12 protein-coding genes and 1 pseudogene are annotated in these 15,606 nt (G+C 72.4%); 8 read left to right on the top strand and 5 right to left on the bottom strand.

What is annotated here, in order from left to right:
* Positions 1 to 69 precede the first annotated feature (69 nt).
* The gene (locus ACQEV8_RS35320) at positions 70 to 789 is read left to right on the top strand and encodes a TIGR04222 domain-containing membrane protein (protein WP_432968679.1); all 720 of its coding nucleotides are present in this window, start codon (positions 70 to 72) and stop codon (positions 787 to 789) included.
* Here the strand turns inward: ACQEV8_RS35320 and gcl are convergent.
* Positions 770 to 2,554, bottom strand: a complete 1,785-nt coding sequence (gene gcl / locus ACQEV8_RS35315) for a glyoxylate carboligase (protein ID WP_432968676.1) — start codon at positions 2,552 to 2,554, stop codon at positions 770 to 772. The genes ACQEV8_RS35320 and gcl overlap by 20 nt on opposite strands.
* A gap of 208 nt (positions 2,555 to 2,762) precedes the next feature.
* On the opposite strand from gcl, the gene ACQEV8_RS35310 reads away from it, so the two are divergent.
* Genes ACQEV8_RS35310 through ACQEV8_RS35300 form a run of 3 tightly spaced genes read left to right on the top strand, consistent with a single transcriptional unit; the run spans position 2,763 to position 4,659 of the window.
* Positions 2,763 to 3,545 carry a hypothetical protein gene (locus tag ACQEV8_RS35310; RefSeq protein WP_432968673.1) on the top strand — a complete coding sequence of 261 codons (783 nt, stop codon included), beginning with the start codon at positions 2,763 to 2,765 and terminating at the stop codon, positions 3,543 to 3,545.
* A 28-nt stretch (positions 3,546 to 3,573) separates the two neighbouring features.
* Positions 3,574 to 4,086 carry a GNAT family N-acetyltransferase gene (locus ACQEV8_RS35305; RefSeq protein WP_432968670.1) on the top strand — a complete coding sequence of 171 codons (513 nt, stop codon included), beginning with the start codon at positions 3,574 to 3,576 and terminating at the stop codon, positions 4,084 to 4,086.
* A gap of 60 nt (positions 4,087 to 4,146) precedes the next feature.
* Positions 4,147 to 4,659, top strand: a complete 513-nt coding sequence (locus ACQEV8_RS35300) for an N-acetyltransferase family protein (RefSeq protein WP_432968667.1) — start codon at positions 4,147 to 4,149, stop codon at positions 4,657 to 4,659.
* On the opposite strand, the gene ACQEV8_RS35295 is transcribed toward ACQEV8_RS35300, so the two are convergent.
* Entirely contained in the window at positions 4,572 to 6,170 is a 1,599-nt protein-coding gene (locus ACQEV8_RS35295) for an AMP-binding protein (protein WP_432968664.1), read from the bottom strand. The two genes, ACQEV8_RS35300 and ACQEV8_RS35295, sit on opposite strands and share 88 nt — an antisense overlap.
* The gene (locus ACQEV8_RS35290; RefSeq protein WP_432968661.1) at positions 6,167 to 7,837 is read right to left on the bottom strand and encodes an AMP-binding protein; all 1,671 of its coding nucleotides are present in this window, start codon (positions 7,835 to 7,837) and stop codon (positions 6,167 to 6,169) included. Before ACQEV8_RS35290 ends, ACQEV8_RS35295 begins: the two co-directional genes overlap by 4 nt.
* Positions 7,838 to 7,962: 125 nt before the next feature.
* On the opposite strand from ACQEV8_RS35290, the gene ACQEV8_RS35285 reads away from it, so the two are divergent.
* The 3 genes from ACQEV8_RS35285 (at position 7,963) to ACQEV8_RS35275 (ending at position 12,827) form a co-directional block, all read left to right on the top strand.
* A complete protein-coding gene (locus tag ACQEV8_RS35285) occupies positions 7,963 to 8,772 on the top strand; it encodes a response regulator transcription factor (RefSeq protein ID WP_432968658.1) in 810 nt (269 codons plus the stop codon).
* 203 nt (positions 8,773 to 8,975) lie between these two features.
* Positions 8,976 to 11,828: an AAA family ATPase gene (locus ACQEV8_RS35280; protein WP_432968655.1), complete on the top strand. Its 2,853-nt coding sequence runs from the start codon at positions 8,976 to 8,978 to the stop codon at positions 11,826 to 11,828.
* 207 nt (positions 11,829 to 12,035) lie between these two features.
* Positions 12,036 to 12,827 carry a S1 family peptidase gene (locus ACQEV8_RS35275; RefSeq protein WP_432968652.1) on the top strand — a complete coding sequence of 264 codons (792 nt, stop codon included), beginning with the start codon at positions 12,036 to 12,038 and terminating at the stop codon, positions 12,825 to 12,827.
* A gap of 97 nt (positions 12,828 to 12,924) precedes the next feature.
* Here the strand turns inward: ACQEV8_RS35275 and ACQEV8_RS35270 are convergent, their stop codons facing one another.
* Entirely contained in the window at positions 12,925 to 14,022 is a 1,098-nt protein-coding gene (locus ACQEV8_RS35270; protein ID WP_432968649.1) for a winged helix DNA-binding domain-containing protein, read from the bottom strand.
* A 126-nt stretch (positions 14,023 to 14,148) separates the two neighbouring features.
* Between ACQEV8_RS35270 and ACQEV8_RS35265 the strand changes: the two genes are divergently transcribed.
* Positions 14,149 to 14,574 carry a DUF6003 family protein gene (locus tag ACQEV8_RS35265; protein WP_432968646.1) on the top strand — a complete coding sequence of 142 codons (426 nt, stop codon included), beginning with the start codon at positions 14,149 to 14,151 and terminating at the stop codon, positions 14,572 to 14,574.
* Positions 14,575 to 14,599: 25 nt separating this feature from the next.
* On the opposite strand, the pseudogene ACQEV8_RS35260 reads toward ACQEV8_RS35265, so the two are convergent.
* Positions 14,600 to 15,564 (bottom strand): annotated as a pseudogene (locus ACQEV8_RS35260) (YihY/virulence factor BrkB family protein).
* Between the last annotated feature and the right edge of the window lie 42 nt (positions 15,565 to 15,606).

The following is a 15,606-nucleotide window of genomic DNA, read 5'->3' as shown; positions in this document are numbered from 1 at the left end:
GGGCACATTCTCGTCACACGGGGCCCGCCGGCACGGGGGCGGCGGGCCCCGTCACGGGGGGGTGAAGCCATGAGCGACGGTACGGCGGTCCGGCTGGAGCCGCACGAGATCGCACTGCTGGGGGAAGGCCCGCGGGCCGCCGTCACCGTCGCCGTGGTGGACCTGTATCTGCGGGGCCTGGTGGAGGCCGACCGGCCGGGGACGATACGGAAGGGCATCGCGGACGTCATGTCCGCGGAGCGACCGCCGTCCCCCTTGGCGCAGGCGGTGCACACGTCCCTGCGCGAGCCCGCCGGCCCGCGGACGCTGGTGAAGGACCCGGACATCCGGATCGCGCTGGCGCTGATGCGCATCCCTCTCGCGGGGGCGGGCCTGCTGCGCTACCCGCTGCTCGGCCCGACACGCGCCGCCCGCCGCCAGGTGCGGGAGCTGCGGCAGAGCCATCCGCTGCCGACGAACAGGCACGGCCTGACCGACGACGAGAGGCTGCTGGCCGTCGCCCTGCACGGCGAGCCGGCCCTGCGTCTGCTGGTGCCGCGCTTCGCCCTGCGGGCCGGGCTGGTCCGCCGGGCCGAGGTGGGCGGCAAGAGCCTCCTCAAGAACTCACCGCGCGGCAGGGGCGGCAGCGGCGGGGGTACCACTACTGCGGTGGAGGTGGCGGCGGGGGCGGATGCGGAGGCGGCGGAAGCTGACCCCATGCGTGACATGCGCGAGGGGCGGCCCGTCCCCACGGACGGGCCGCCCCTCTGCTCGTTCGTTCTCCCGCGCGTCAGACCTTCAGCGTCTTGATCGAGGTCGGCGCGTGGCCGGGCTCCGTGGCGAGCTCCTCGAACTCCACGACGTTGCCGATGTCGTTGGTCGTCGACATGGAGATGTTGGTGACGCGCTCCAGGATCGCCTCGACGACCACCGGGACCCGGTACTCCGCGGCGAGCTTCTTGGCCTGCTCGAAGGCCGCGCCCAGCTCGGCGGGGTCGGTGACGCGGATCGCCTTGCAGCCGAGGCCCTCGGCGACCCTGACGTGGTCGACGCCGTAGACGCCGAGCTCCGGGGCGTTGATGTTCTCAAACTCCAGGTTGACCTGGAAGTCGATGTCGAACGCCCGCTGTGCCTGACGGATCAGGCCCAGGTAGGAGTTGTTGACGAGGACATGGACGTACGGGATCTTGTGCTGCGCGCCGACGGCCAGTTCCTCCAGCATGAACTGGAAGTCGTAGTCGCCGGAGAGCGCGACGACGGACGCCTCCGGGTCGGCCTTGGCGACGCCGAGCGCGGCCGGGACGGTCCAGCCGAGCGGGCCGGCCTGGCCGCAGTTGATCCAGTGGCGGGGCCGGTAGACGTGGAGCATCTGGGCTCCGGCGATCTGCGAGAGGCCGATGGTGGAGACGTAGCGGGTCTCCGGGCCGAAGGCCTTGTTCATCTCCTCGTAGACGCGCTGCGGCTTGATCGGGATGTCGTCGAAGTGCGTACGGCGCTGGAGCGTCGCCTTCCGCTCCTGCGCGGCGGCGGCCCACTCGGTACGGTCGGGCAGCCTGCCCGCCGCCTTCAGCTCCCGTGCCACCTCGACGAACAGCTCCAGCGCGGCCTTCGCGTCGGAGGCGATGCCGTAGTCCGGGGCGAAGATCCTGCCGATCTGGGTGGGCTCGATGTCGACGTGGACGAACTTCCGCCCGGCCGTGTAGACGTCCAGTTTGCCGGTGTGGCGGTTGGCCCAGCGGTTGCCGATGCCGAGGACGAAGTCGGACTCCAGGAAGGTCGCGTTGCCATAGCGGTGCGAGGTCTGGAGGCCGACCATGCCGGCGTTCAGCTCGTGGTCGTCGGGGAGGAGGCCCCAGCCCATGAGGGTGGGGACCACCGGGATGCCGGTCAACTCGGCGAATTCGACCAGCAGTTCCGCGGCATCGGCGTTGATGACACCGCCGCCGGCGACGATCAGCGGCCGCTCCGACTCGTTGAGGAGCGTGACCGCCTTCTCGATCTGGGCGCGGGTCGCGGCCGGCTTGTAGACCGGGAGCGGCTCGTACGTCTCCGGGTCGAACTCGATCTCCGTCAGCTGGACGTCGATCGGCAGGTCGATCAGGACCGGCCCGGGCCGGGCGGAGCGCATCAGGTGGAAGGCCTGCTGGAAGACGCCGGGGACCTGTGCCGCCTCCAGGACGGTCACGGCCATCTTCGTGACCGGCTTGGCGATCGAGGCGATGTCGACGGCCTGGAAGTCCTCCTTGTGGATCACGGCTGTCGGGGCCTGGCCGGTGATGCACAGGATCGGGATGGAGTCGCCGGTCGCGGAGTACAGGCCCGTGATCATGTCAGTGCCGGCCGGGCCTGAGGTGCCGACGCAGACGCCGATGTTGCCCGGGTGGGTGCGGGTGTAGCCCTCGGCCATGTGCGAGGCGCCCTCGACGTGCCGGGCGAGGGTGTGGGCGATGCCGCCGGAGGCCTTGAGTGCCGCGTAGAAGGGGTTGATCGCCGCGCCCGGGACACCGAACGCGTCGGTCACGCCCTCGCGCTTGAGGATCTCAACTGCCGCGCGGGCAGCGGTCATTCGAGCCATCGAGTACTCCTGCTTCGGCTGCCGGATTCGCACTCCCGTCGCGCCCGCGGTGAGCTCTTCCGTATTGTGGAAAATATCTTCTACTATCTGGAATTAATGTAAGTGGGGTTGCCGAAGGCCGTCAAGAGATGGCAACGGGCGGACAGACAGGGGCCCGGAGGGGCACGATGGATCCGCTGTCCCCGACGCGACGCGGTTCTGGAGTGACATGGCCGAGACCGTCCCGGTGCGTTGCCCGGCCTGCCACCGCGGGCACCGCTACACGGCTCCGGTGTATCCCTGCGTGTGCGGCGCGCCGGTCACCATGCCCCTGGACCGCCACCGGGCGGCGACACCCGTCTCGCATCGCGTCTGGCAGGACGACTGGGTGACGGTGCGCTGCGCGTCCTGCGGCAGGAGCGGGGAGTGGCCGCGGCCGGAGCTGGGGTGCGCGTGCGGGACGGTGCTGCGGGTGCCGGTGGCGGAGGGGCGGGGGCCTGCCGGCCCGGTCGACAGGACGGACCAGGCCGCCGATGCCGCCCGGCCGCGGTCCGTTCCGGACGCACGTGGCGCCGCGGCCGCCACCGCCGTCGCGGGCGCCGCTGCCGATGCCACCAGGCCTCCCTTCCGGTCCGTCACCATCCGCACCGCTCGGGACGCCGTCACGGCCACCGCGCTGTATCTGCGCTGGCTCGGCTACCCGGACGTACGCCGGGCCGACCAGCGTCCCCCGTCCGGCATCGGCCTCGCCGCCCGCGGCGTCCTGGCACAGGTGGACCCGGCCGTCCGCCCCGCGACACTGCGGGACGTGGAGTGCCTGTGGCTGACGGCCATGACGGAGTCCGCCGACTGCCTCTACTTCTCCCTCACCGGCTACGCGGACGACGCCCGGACCCGCGCCGACGCCCTGGAGATCCCCTTGTTCGTCCTCGACCTGACCGGCACGCCGCGCCCCGTGAACGCCCCGGCCGAGGCGCTGGACACCACTGGCACCGGAAAACCGGCCCCCTGACCACACCACCGCGCCGCATACTCCCAGCATGCGCACCCGCATCCGCCCGGCGGCAGCCGCCGAACTCCCCGTCCTCCAGGACATCGAACGAGCCGCAGGCGCCCCCTTCCGCGACCTCGGCATGCCGGAGATCGCCGACGACGAGCCGCCGGGGCTCGACGTACTGGAGCACTACCGCCGGGCCGGCCGCTGCTGGGTCGCGTCGGACGAGCGGGACCACCCGGTCGCGTATCTGCTCGCCGAACCCGTGGACGGCGCGCTGCACATCGAGCAGGTCTCGGTCCACCCGCGTGCCGCGCGCCGCGGCGTGGGCCGGGACCTCCTGGCACACGCCGCCGACCGCGCCCGCGAGGAGGGCCTGACCGCCCTGACCCTGACCACCTTCGCGGAGGTCCCGTGGAACGCGCCCTACTACGCTCGCCTCGGCTTCCACACCCTGACGGAACCAGACCTCACCCCCGGCCTGCGCGCCATCCGCGCGACAGAGTCCGAACACGGTCTGGACCGCTGGCCACGGGTGTGCATGCGCGCCCCGTTGTGACCGGCCGACCCGCGCACAATCCAGGTGCGGGCCGGTGCACGTCCTGCCACGATGCGCCCCATGGGTGACATCGAACCCGGCACGCTCGCAGTGCGCCGCGCCGGACCGGCCGACTGGACCGCACTGGCCGAGGCGGACCCGATCGCGGCGGCGGGCGATCCGGCGCGCCGCGCGAGCATCCGGCGCTGGTGCGACCAGGGCCTGGCCCTGCTCGTCGAGGACACGCGCGGGCCGGTGGGCTACGGCGTGCTGGAGTACACCTTCTTCGAGCAGGGCTTTCTCACGCTGCTGACGGTCGCGCCCGGCCTGCGCCGGCACGGAGTGGCCACGCGACTCCTCGCGGCTGTCGAGGCCGCGTGCACCACTCCCAAACTGTTCACTTCGACCAACGTCTCCAACCGGCCCATGCGGCACCTGCTGCTGAAAGCCGGCTGGCAACCCGCCGGACTGGTCCACGGCCTGGACGAGGGCGACCCCGAACTCTTCTACCTCTGCCCGTCCGAGAACCTCTCCCGCAGCTCCACCTTGCGCACCTTCCCCGACACCGTCATCGGGAAGGAGTCGAGGAGCTGAAGCCGGCTCGGGATCTTGTAGTGGGCCAACTGCCCCTCGCAGAAGGCCCGTACGTCCTCCAGGGTCGGCGGGGCGGCCGGGTCGCGGGCGATGACGCAGGCCAGGACCTCCTCGCCGTAGTGGTCGTGCGGGACGCCCACGACCTGGACGTCCTGGATGCCGGGGTGGGCGTAGAGAAACTCCTCGATCTCGCGGGGGTAGATGTTCTCCCCGCCCCGGATGATCATGTCCTTGATGCGCCCGACGATCTCGACATAGCCGTCCTCGCGCATCACGGCGAGGTCGCCGGTGTGCATCCAGCGGCCCGCGTCGATGGCCTCGGCGGTCTTCTCCGGCTCGTTCCAGTAGCCGAGCATCACGCTGTAGCCACGGGTGCACAGCTCGCCCGCGGCGCCCCTGGGCCGGGTCACGCCCGTCGCGGGATCGACGACCTTGACCTCGATGTGCGGCAGGACCCGGCCCACCGTGCCCGTGCGGTGCTCCAGGTCGTCGTCCCTGCGGGTCTGGAGGGACACCGGGGAGGTCTCGGTCATGCCGTAGCAGATGGAGACCTCCGCCATGTGCATCTCGGCGACCACCCGCTTCATCACCTCGACCGGGCAGGGCGAGCCCGCCATGATGCCGGTGCGCAGGGAGGAGAGGTCGTACTCCGCGAAGCCGGGGAGGTTGAGCTCCGCGATGAACATGGTCGGGACGCCGTAGAGCGAGGTGCAGCGCTCCTGCTGGACCGCGTCCAGCGTGGCCTTCGGGTCGAAGGACGGGGCGGGGATGACGATGCACGCGCCGTGCGAGGTGGCGGCCAGATTGCCCATGACCATGCCGAAGCAGTGGTAGAAGGGCACCGGGACGCACACCCGGTCCTGCTCGCTGTAGGCGATCGACTCGCCCACGAAGTACCCGTTGTTGAGGATGTTGTGGTGCGAGAGGGTCGCACCCTTGGGGAAGCCCGTGGTGCCCGACGTGTACTGGATGTTGATCGGGTCGTCGCAGGACAGCTCCGGGTACCGCGACCGGGCGTCGGGGGTGGCCCGTCCCAGCAGCGTCTCCCAGCTCGGGTCGCCGAAGTACACGACCTCGCGCAACTCGGCGCACCTGTCCCGTACTTGCCCGACCATCGCCCGGTAGTCGCTCGCCTTGTGGCTGACCGATGCGAAGAGCAGGGACACACCGGCCTGGTTGAGGACGTACTCGACCTCGTGGGTACGGTAGGCCGGGTTGATGTTGACCATGATCGCGCCGATGCGTGCGGTGGCGTACTGGACGAGCACCCACTCGGGGCAGTTCACCGCCCAGATGCCCACCCGGTCGCCCTTGACGACACCGGAGGCGTGCAGCGCGGACGCCAACTCGTCGACGGCGGAACCGAATTGCGCGTACGTCCAGCGCCTCCCGGACGGGACGTCGACCAGCGCCTCGCGCTCCGGCCAGGTGGCCACCGCCCTGTCCAGACTCGCCCCGATCGTGTCACCGAGCAGAGCCGTCCCGCCGGTTCCATGGCTGTACGAATTCACCGGAAGTCCTCCTCGCGGTACTCGGCCTCCGAGCCGGCCGCCGTGGCCTCACGCAGCTCGATGCGGCGGATCTTGCCGGAGACGGTCTTGGGCAGGGCGCCGAACTCCAGGCGGCGGATGCGCTTGTAGGGGGCCAGGGCCTCCCGGGAGTGCTCGAACAGCACCTTCGCGGTGTCGGGGCCGGGCTCCCAGCCCTCCGCCAGAACGACGTACGCCTTCGGTACGGCGAGGCGCAGGTCGTCCGGGGCGGGAACGACCGCCGCCTCCGCCACCGCCTCGTGCTCCAGCAGCGCGCTCTCCAGCTCGAAGGGCGAGATCTTGTAATCACTCGCCTTGAAGACGTCGTCCGCGCGGCCGACGTAGGTGATGTAGCCCTCCTCGTCGCGGGCGCCGATGTCGCCGGTGCGGTAGTAGCCGCCTGCCATCGACTCCGCCGTCCGGTCCGCGTCGCCGTGGTAGCCGGTCATCAGGCCGACGGGGCGGCCCGACAGGTCGAGGGCGATCTCCCCCTCGCTCGCGCCCGGGGCGCCCGAGACGGGGTCCAGCAGTTCGACGCGGTAGCCGGGGCTCGGCCGGCCCATCGAGCCGGTCTTGAGGGGCTGGCCGGGGCTGTTGGCGACCTGTACGGCCGTCTCGGTCTGGCCGAAGCCGTCCCGGATGGTGACGCCCCAGGACCGGCGGACCTGCTCGATGACCTCCGGGTTGAGCGGCTCACCGGCGGCGACGACCTCGCGCGGCCGGGTGCGCAGCTGGGTCAGGTCGGACTGGATGAGCATGCGCCAGACCGTGGGCGGGGCGCAGAAGGTGGTGACGCCGGCCCGGTCTATCTCGGCCATGAGACGGACCGCGTCGAAGCGCGTGTAGTTGTACAGGAAGACGGTCGCCTCGGCGTTCCACGGGGCGAAGAGGTTGGACCAGGCGTGCTTGGCCCAGCCCGGCGAGGAGATGTTCAGATGCACGTCGCCGGGTTTCAGGCCGATCCAGTACATGGTCGACAGGTGCCCGACGGGGTACGACGTGTGGGTGTGCTCGACGAGTTTGGGCCGGGCGGTGGTGCCCGAGGTGAAGTAGAGCATCAGCGGGTCGTCGGACCGGGTCGGGGCGTCGGGCGTGAAGTCGGCGGGGGCCTCGTGGGCGTCCTCCAGCGACAGCCAGCCCTCGGGGGCGGCACCGGCGGCGATGCGCGTGTAGACGCCGGGGACCTCGGCGAACTTGCCGGTGTCCTCCGGGCGCGCGATGACGTGCCGGACCCGGCCGCGCTCGACGCGGTCGCGCAGATCGGCGGGGCCGAGCAGCGGGGTGGCCGGGATGACCACCGCGCGCAGCTTCATCGCCGCGAGCGCGGTGATCCACAGTTCGGCCTGATTGCCGAGCATGACGAGGATCCGGTCCTCGGCACGCACACCCCGGGCGCGCAGCCAGTTGGCGAACCGTGCCGAGCGCGCCGACATCTCCCCGAAGGACAGCCGGGTCTCGCGGCCGTCCTCCTCGACGATGTGCAGGGCGGTGCGGGCGTTGCCCTCCGCGATCTCGTCGAACCAGTCGAGCGCCCAGTTGAAGTACTCGGGCCGGGGCCAGCGGAAGCCGTCGTAGGCCGTGGCGTAGTCCTCGCGGTGTTCCAGCAGGAAGTCCCGCGCCTCGCGGAACATCTCCGTCGCCGATGTCATCTGTCCTCCTGAGTACCGGACCATTGCCGGGCGGCTCCGAACCATCGTGTAATCCGTGATGCAGGTCTCACTACCCGCGAACGGGGGGTGCGCCCGCACAGGAGCCGTAGTGAAGGGGCGAACAGGTGACAGCAGACGCGTCCGACGCCGTCGAGATACGGAACGCGCTGCTGCGTCTGCGGCGCGCCACCGGCCTCCCGGTCGCCTTCGGCGGCCTGATGGAGGCCGGGCGGCAGATGCGCATCAGTGAACTGAGCGGCACGGCGACGGACGCCCTGCGTTCCCTCGCGGTGACGTCCGGGAACGGGCTGGGCGGCAAGACGGTGGTCCTCGCCCGTCCGTGCGTGGTGACGGACTACTCGGCGTCGCGGCAGATCAGTCACGAGTACGACGCCCCGGTGGCAGTGGAGGGGCTGCGCTCGGTGCTGGCCGTGCCGGTGGTCGTACGGCACGGGGTGCGCGGGGTGCTGTACGGGGCGCTGCGGACGGCCCTGCCGATGGGCGGGCGCATGCTCGACGCGGCCGTCGAGGCGGCGCGGGATGTGGAGCGGGCCCTGGTCGTGCGGGACGAGGCGCGGACGCTCGCCGCCGGGGGCGGGGAGGGCGCCGCGTGGGAGCAGGTGCGGGAGGCGCACGCGGCGCTGCGGGCGCTGGCCCCGAAGATCGCGGACCCGGAGCTGCGGGACGAGCTGCTGGAGGCGTGTGCGCTGCTGACGGCCGGGTCCGCCTCGCCGGTCCGGGTCCGGCTGGCGCCGCGCGAGGTGGACGTGCTGGCGTGTGTCGCCGCGGGGGCCACGAACGCGCTCGCCGCCGAGCGGCTGGGCGTGACGCCCGAGACGGTCAAGGGGTATCTGCGGTCGGCCATGCGGAAGCTGCGGGCCCGGACGCGAGGTGAGGCCGTGGTCGCCGCGCGCCGGGCGGGATGGTTGCCGTAGGTTTGTGGTGTTTTCTGTTGTGCCGGTGCGTTCGATATGCCGAAGGGTTCCCGACCGGGCGCCCACGGCGTCTGCCGCCGCATTCGGGGCCCGGTGAATTCGCCCGGCGGCGTCGGTTGTTATTTCCCTCACCACGCCGTCCGTCCGAAATTCAAGGGGCTGTTGCCTAATATTGGCCAGGACACGACACAGGGAGGGGAGCGGTGACCGTGCCACGGGACTTCCAGGAGCCTCCCAGGAGCCGCCCCGACCTGGTCATCGGCAGGGAGGATCTGTTCGCGTCGGCGCGTGAACAGCTCGGCCGAGGTGGCAGTGTGCTGCTCCACGGGCCCGCCGGAATAGGAAAGTCGACGATCCTGCGGGCGCTGGCCGCGGATTACGGCGGCTCGGCCCGGACCGTGTTGCGCTGCTCGGCCACCGAGTCCGAATCCCACCTGCCCTTCCTGGCGCTGGCCGACCTGTTCGGCCTGGTCCTGGACGAGGTCTCGGGGCGGCTGCCCGCCGCCCAGCGCACCGCCCTGGAGTCGGCGCTCACCGGGCGCGGCGAGTCCACCCTCCAGCGTGACGGGCTCGCGCTGCGGCTCGCCGTGCTGTCGGCGCTGCGCGTCCTCGCCGCCGAGGGCCCGGTGCTGGTCGTCGCCGACGACCTGCAGTGGCTGGATGCCGCCAGCGCCGAGCTGCTCGGTTTCGCCGCCCGGCGGCTGGGCGACACGCCCGTGCAGATGCTGTGCGCGGTGCGGACCGAGGGCCAGGAGTACGACCGCCATCTACGCGCGTCCCCGCCCGACACGCTCGCCGTCCGGCTGGGCCCGCTGTCCCGTACGCAGGTCTCGGCGCTGCTCGACCACCGCGGCTACGCCCCGCTGTCCCGCTCCACGGTCCGCGACATCCACCGCACCAGCGCCGGCAACCCGCTCTTCGCTCTGGAACTGGGCCGCGCCCTTGCCGAGAGCCCCACCCGGCCCCGGCCCGGTGAGCCGCTGCCCGTGCCGACCTCGCTGCGGGCCCTGGTGCTGAGCCGGCTGGAGATGCTGTCGGACGAGGCGCGCCGCACCCTCCTGGTGGCCAGTGCCGGTGCCCGCCCCACGCTGGCGCTGCTGCACGCGGCCGGCCGGGAGCACGCCGAGGCCGAGACGGCCCAGGCGGCGGCCCTCGGGCTGCTGGCGACCGAGGCAGAGGGGCCCGCTGTACGGTTCGCGCATCCGCTGATCTCGGCCGCGTTGTACGCGGAGGCCCCGGCGCAGGAGCGGCGGGCCGTGCACGCCGCGCTGTCCACGGCGGCCTCCGATCCGATCGAGCGCGCCCGGCACCTGGCCCTGGCGACCACCGGCACCGACCCGGAGGTGGCGGCCCGGCTCGCCGAGGCCGGCACGCTGGCCCGGGACCGCGGGGCACCGTCCGTGGCCGCCTCGCTCGGGCTGCTCGCGGCCCGGCACACCCCGGCGGACAGCACCCCGGGCCCGGACGAGCGGCGTCTGCAGGCCGCGGAGGACGCGATCACCGCGGGCGAGGCCGATCTCGCCCGGGACATCGCCCGCGACGTACTGACGCGTGCCACCGTGGCCGCCGAGCGGGTGCGGGCCTGGATGGTGGTCATCGAGGCGGCCGGGCAGGCGCTCGGCGAGGTCGACGCGGTCTTCCCGCAGGTCCTGGCCGACGCGGGCGACGACCCGGGGCTGCTCGCCCTGGTCCACTACCAGCTGGCCTGGCGCGGTCTGGTCGTGGAGGGCGACTTCGCCGAGGCCCGGCAGGAGGCCGAGCACGCGGCGGAGCTGGCCGCCCGGGGCGGGGACCGGCGCACCGAGCTGATGGCGCTGTCCTTCCAGGCCTCCACCGAGACCTTGATGGGCCATCCGGGCGCGCCCGCGACCGTGAAGCGGGCCCTGCGGGAACCCCAGGACCCGTATGTGGCCTGCCACCACAACGGCGCCGGTTCGGCCCGGTTCCGCTGGCTGATCATGAGTGACCAGCTGCCCGAGGCACGGGCGACGATCACCGCGCTGCTGCGCGAGGTGCGGCGGCGCGGCATGGTCGAGAGCGAGGTGCACTTCCTGCGCTTCCTCGCCGACACGGAGCTGCGCACCGGGCACTGCGGCCGGGCCCTGGACCTGGCCCGCGAGAGCCTGCGCCTCGCCCGGGACGCCGGGATCGGCGAGGGCGCCTCGGCGATGCTCGCCTCGCTCGCTGAGGCCTCCGCAGGGGACGTGGACCGGGCGCTGGCGCTCGCGCGTGAGGCGGCCGACCACGCCGAGGTCGACGGCGACCAGATGTATCTGTCCCGGGCTCTGGCGGCCCTGGGCTACGCCCAGTTGGTGGCCGGGGACCCTGCGGCGACGGTCCGTTCGCTTCGCCGGGTGCGGGAGCTGGAGCAGGGCCTCGGCATCAACGACCCGGCGCGCGGCCGCTGGCACGGCGACCTCGCGGAGGCCCTGGTCCGTATCGGCGAACCGGGCGAGGCCCAGGACGTCATCGACACGACCCGGGCGCACGCGCTGCGGCTGGGCCGGGAGAGCGTGCTGGCCGTGCTGGACCGGGCCGAGGCGCTGGTGCGGGCGGCACGCGGCGACCACGAGGCCGCCCTGGTCCGGCTGGCGTCCGTGCGGGACCGGCTCGGCAGGCTGGGCTACGGCCTGGAGGAGGCGCGGGCCGCCTTCGCGCTGGCCAGGCTGCGCGCCCAGGCCGCCGCCCTGCCCCGCACCGGCGGGACTCCCCTGCCGGGGCCGGCGTCGTACGACGAGGCGGCCCGGCTGTTCCGGCGCTGCCGGGCGCTGCCCTGGCTGCGGCAGGTCGACGCGGCCGTCGCGGGTGGTTCCACGGCGGTGGAGCAGGCCTCCCCGGCGCCTCCCGTCGCTCTGGACGCGCTGGAGGGCCTGGCCTCGATGGAGCGTCAGGTCGCCTCGCTCGTGATGGAGGGCGCGACCAACCGGGAGATCGCGGCGCGCCTGTTCATCAGTGTCAAGACCGTCGAGGCGACGCTGACCCGGGTCTACCGGAAGCTGGGGATCCGTTCGCGGGTGGACATCGTCCGGCTGGCCGCAGGGCGCCGTACCAACTGAGCCCCACCTGGGTTTATTTGACCCGACCGAGGGTTTTCCCTGCCCAACTCCCTTAGGGGGTTCCCTCATTGGGAGCCGCCTGTGCCGGGCTCTAGCTTGGGGGCGTGCCGCTCGCCGGGCACACGGAGATCCGAACAACGGCGTCAGGGTCCCCGTGCTTCACGACCACCCGCGCGACCCCCCACCGGCAACTCCCCGAGGAGACCCATGTTCGGGTTCAACCGTGCCAAGAAGGCCGCCGCCCTCGCCGCGGCGACCGCTGCCGCCGCCGCGACCGCGCTGCTCACCGCTCCCGCCGCCGTCGCCGCGCCCCAGCCGATCGTCGGCGGCAGCACGACCACGACGACCGCGTACCCGTTCGTCATGCAGATCACGGACGCCTCGCAGAACCAGTTCTGCGGCGGCACGCTGGTCTCGCCCACCAAGGTCGTCACCGCCGCGCACTGCATGGTCGGTGAGACCACCAGCAGCGTGCGGGTGGTCGGTGGCCGTACCTACCTCAACGGCACCAACGGCACGGTGAGCAAGGTCAGCAAGATATGGATCCATCCGAGCTACACCGACGCCACCAACGGCGACGACGTGGCCGTGCTGACGCTGTCGACGTCGATGCCGTACACCACGGCGAAGTACGTCTCCTCCTCCCAGACCTCGGTGTACGCGGCCGGCGCCACCGCCCGCATCCTCGGCTGGGGCACCACTTCCTCGAACGGCAGCTCCTCCAACCAGCTGCGCACCGCGACCGTTCCGACCGTGTCCGACTCCAGTTGTGCGAGTTCCTACGGCTCCGACTTCGTGCAGAGCGACATGGTGTGCGCCGGAAAGACCACCGGCGGCGTGGACACCTGCCAGGGCGACAGCGGCGGCCCCCTGCTCATCGGGGGCGTCCTGGCAGGCATCACTTCCTGGGGCGAAGGCTGTGCCCAGGCCGGTTACCCGGGTGTCTACACCCGGCTGACCACCTTCTCGAACCTGGTCACGACGCAGGTCAACTCGTAACCAGAAACAGCTCCTGAGTACCCCTCAGGTGAAAGACCAGGGGGCGTTGCGGGCCTCCACGAGCGGCCCGCAACGCCCCCTCTCCATGTGCGGTGCGTCATTTCCGTACGGTGCCGAAGCGGATGTCGTACGACGACTCCGGGTGCATCACGCGCAGCATCCGCTCGCCCTCGGCGGTGACCTCGTCCCGCGAGTCCCTGGCGAGCCGGTCGAAGGGCTCGATGACGAGGGCGTGGTCCTCCAGTCGCCACAGGCCCGCGAGGAAGCCGTCGACGAGGAGGGTGGGGTAGGCGATGTTGCCCTGCCAGGAGCGGCCCCGGTGCTGCGGCGGGACGACGCGGGTGCGGTCGGCGTGGGAGAGCAGCAGGTTGTCGAACTCGGGCAGGAAGCGCGGCGGGGCCGGGGTGTCCGGGTCGGGGCGGGGTGCGTCCGGGAGGTCGAACAGCTCGACACCGCCCTCGTCCTGGAAGGTGACGAGCCGGGGGCGGAGCCGTTCGAAGGCGTCCCGCAGGCGGGTCAGTCCGGCCCAGGTCTGCATGTCCTTCACCGAGGCCGGGCCGAAGGCGGCGAGGTAGCGCAGGACGACCGCGTCGGGGGTGGGGGCGGGTTCGGACGGGCGGCCGAGCCAGTGCTCGGCGGTGGTGAGACTGACCTGCCCGCTACGGCCCCACAGGCCGCGCGGGGTCACCTGCACCAGCGGCAGACGGCACCGGGCGGCGACCGCCAGGGCCTGCGGATCGGCGTCGGGCCACTCCTGGAGCAGGGCCTCGCGCAACTGCCTCATCGTGCGGGGCTCGGTCTCGACGAGGTCCCGGGCGAGACGGGCGAGCCGGTCCAGGTCGACACCGGCGAGTCCCTTGCGGAAGGTGACCAGCTCCCGGTCCCGGGCGGGCTGCACCAGCGGCCTCAGGGTGAGGCAGTCGTCCGCGGTGTGGGTGTGGATGGTGGAGCGCATCGTGACGATACGCACGACCTCGCGGTCGGCCATCGGCCTCGACAGCGCCTCAGGGCCGAAACCGTCGAGGCGGGCGGCGAGCGCGTAGTACGGGGGCTTGACGTTCTGCGCCTGGAGACCGACCAGATGCTCGACGGCCGCGACGGCGGACATCCGGGCGGGGCGCAGCAGCAGTTGCCGGTCGAGGGTGGCGCGGTTGAGGGCACGGGTCCCGAGGACGCTCCGCTGGGTGTTCGCCATGAGGGCACCGTAGCGGGGCTTGCGGACAGGTTCTGGCCGCGATGACCGCGCACGGGTGAACCGGTGGTAATCCGGGCGCGGCGGGGTAAAGGGAGTCGACCAGCCCCCGTCGAGAAGGAGCCGAGGATGACCGACGACGCCTACCTGTTCCTGCTTGACGACCCGTCCGCGTCCCTCGGCGTGGCGCCCGCCGCCGTCGGCGATCTCGCCTGCATGGAGACTCCCGCGGTACGCGCGTGGCTGGACGCGCAGGGCAGCACGCCGGCCTCCCCGCGGCTGCGCCTGCTGCCGCCGGAGGAGACGGCGGCGATCCCCGAGGGAGCGGAACGGCTGCCCGTCCCGCTGGGCGAGGAGGAACTGAGCCGGGTCCGCCATCTGAACGCACCGCAGTCGCTCGCCCGGGTCGAGGAGGAGCTCCTCGCCTTCCGCGACTGCGCGGACGGCCGCGACGGCCTGATCGCCCGCGCGCTCGCCGCCGGCGTGGCACCGCACCGCATCGTCGAACTGACCGGTGTGGATCCCTCGACGGTGACCGCGGCGGCGAGCCGCTGACGACGCTGCGGCGGCCCCGGTGCCGTCACGCGCCCGGTCCGGGGTCCGGCCGGACGGCCGAGGTGATGCCGGCGCGGGCCGCTTCCAGCTGGGCGGCGAAGGCGATGCCGAGGAAGAGCGCGACGGCGGTGAGGTTGGCCCACAGCAGCAGGGCGATGAAGGCGGTGAGCGGCCCGTACACGGCGCCGAAGGCACCGCTCTCCTCGACGTACAGCGCGAGCAGCCAGGTGGCCGACACCCACAGCAGGAGGTGCACGGCCGAGCCGAAGGCCAGCCAGGTGTAGCCGGGCTGGACGCGGCGGGGCGACCAGCGGAAGATCACGGCGGAGGCCACCCAGGCCAGCGCGAGCCCCACGGGGATGTCGAGCACACCCCACCACTGCGGCCCGCTGCCCTCCCAGCCGGCGGAGTCCGCCACCGCGTCGCCCACCGCCTCACCGGCGACGAGTACGACGAACCCCAGCACCAGGGGCAGACCGGCGGCGAGCGCGAGGACGATCCCCCGCGCGTACTTGCGCGGGAAGGGACGGTCACGCTCGATGCCGTAGATACGGTTGGCGCCGCGCTCGATCTGGCCCATGGCCGAGGCGAGGTTGAGCAACGCGAATCCCAGGCCGAGCCACAGGGCGAGCGTGCTCCAGACGTCGCCGTGGGCGGTGCGCCGGGTCCCCTCGAAGGCGTCCTCGACGATCTCGGCGCTGGCACCCGGCACGATCCGGCCGAGCGTGAGCTCGATGATCCGGCCCAGGCCCTCGGTGTGCACGGAGGTGGCCAGCCCGACGAGCGCCACGGTGCACGGAACCAGTCCGAGCACCACCTGGAAGGCGAGGGCCCGCGCGTTGCTGAAGCCGTCCGCGTAGCGGAACCGTGCGAAGGAGTCGGTCAGCAGCCGCAGCCCCCGTAGTGGCGCAGGGCGGTGAACGCCTCGTCTCCGGAGAGCTCGTCTCCGATCATGTCCCGGGTCTGGGGGACGTGGACGGCGGTACCCATGGCGTGGACGCTCCTTGTCGTACGGCTGGTCCCTGTCCGGTT

Origin of the sequence: Streptomyces sp. CA-179760, assembly GCF_050937045.1 — a bacterium.
In the GTDB taxonomy this organism is placed as follows: domain Bacteria; phylum Actinomycetota; class Actinomycetes; order Streptomycetales; family Streptomycetaceae; genus Streptomyces.
The sequence above is the reverse complement of the archived record's forward strand: the minus strand, read 5'-3'. Positions and strand labels throughout refer to the sequence as shown.

Coding starts and splice junctions, on each gene's coding strand:
- ACQEV8_RS35275 (WP_432968652.1), top strand. CDS start 12,036: ATGTTCGGGTTCAACCGTGCCAAGAAGGCCGCCGCCCTCGCCGCGGCG.
- gcl (WP_432968676.1), bottom strand. CDS start 2,554: ATGGCTCGAATGACCGCTGCCCGCGCGGCAGTTGAGATCCTCAAGCGC.
- ACQEV8_RS35305 (WP_432968670.1), top strand. CDS start 3,574: ATGCGCACCCGCATCCGCCCGGCGGCAGCCGCCGAACTCCCCGTCCTC.
- ACQEV8_RS35290 (WP_432968661.1), bottom strand. CDS start 7,837: ATGACATCGGCGACGGAGATGTTCCGCGAGGCGCGGGACTTCCTGCTG.
- ACQEV8_RS35320 (WP_432968679.1), top strand. CDS start 70: ATGAGCGACGGTACGGCGGTCCGGCTGGAGCCGCACGAGATCGCACTG.
- ACQEV8_RS35310 (WP_432968673.1), top strand. CDS start 2,763: ATGGCCGAGACCGTCCCGGTGCGTTGCCCGGCCTGCCACCGCGGGCAC.
- ACQEV8_RS35300 (WP_432968667.1), top strand. CDS start 4,147: ATGGGTGACATCGAACCCGGCACGCTCGCAGTGCGCCGCGCCGGACCG.
- ACQEV8_RS35270 (WP_432968649.1), bottom strand. CDS start 14,022: ATGGCGAACACCCAGCGGAGCGTCCTCGGGACCCGTGCCCTCAACCGC.
- ACQEV8_RS35265 (WP_432968646.1), top strand. CDS start 14,149: ATGACCGACGACGCCTACCTGTTCCTGCTTGACGACCCGTCCGCGTCC.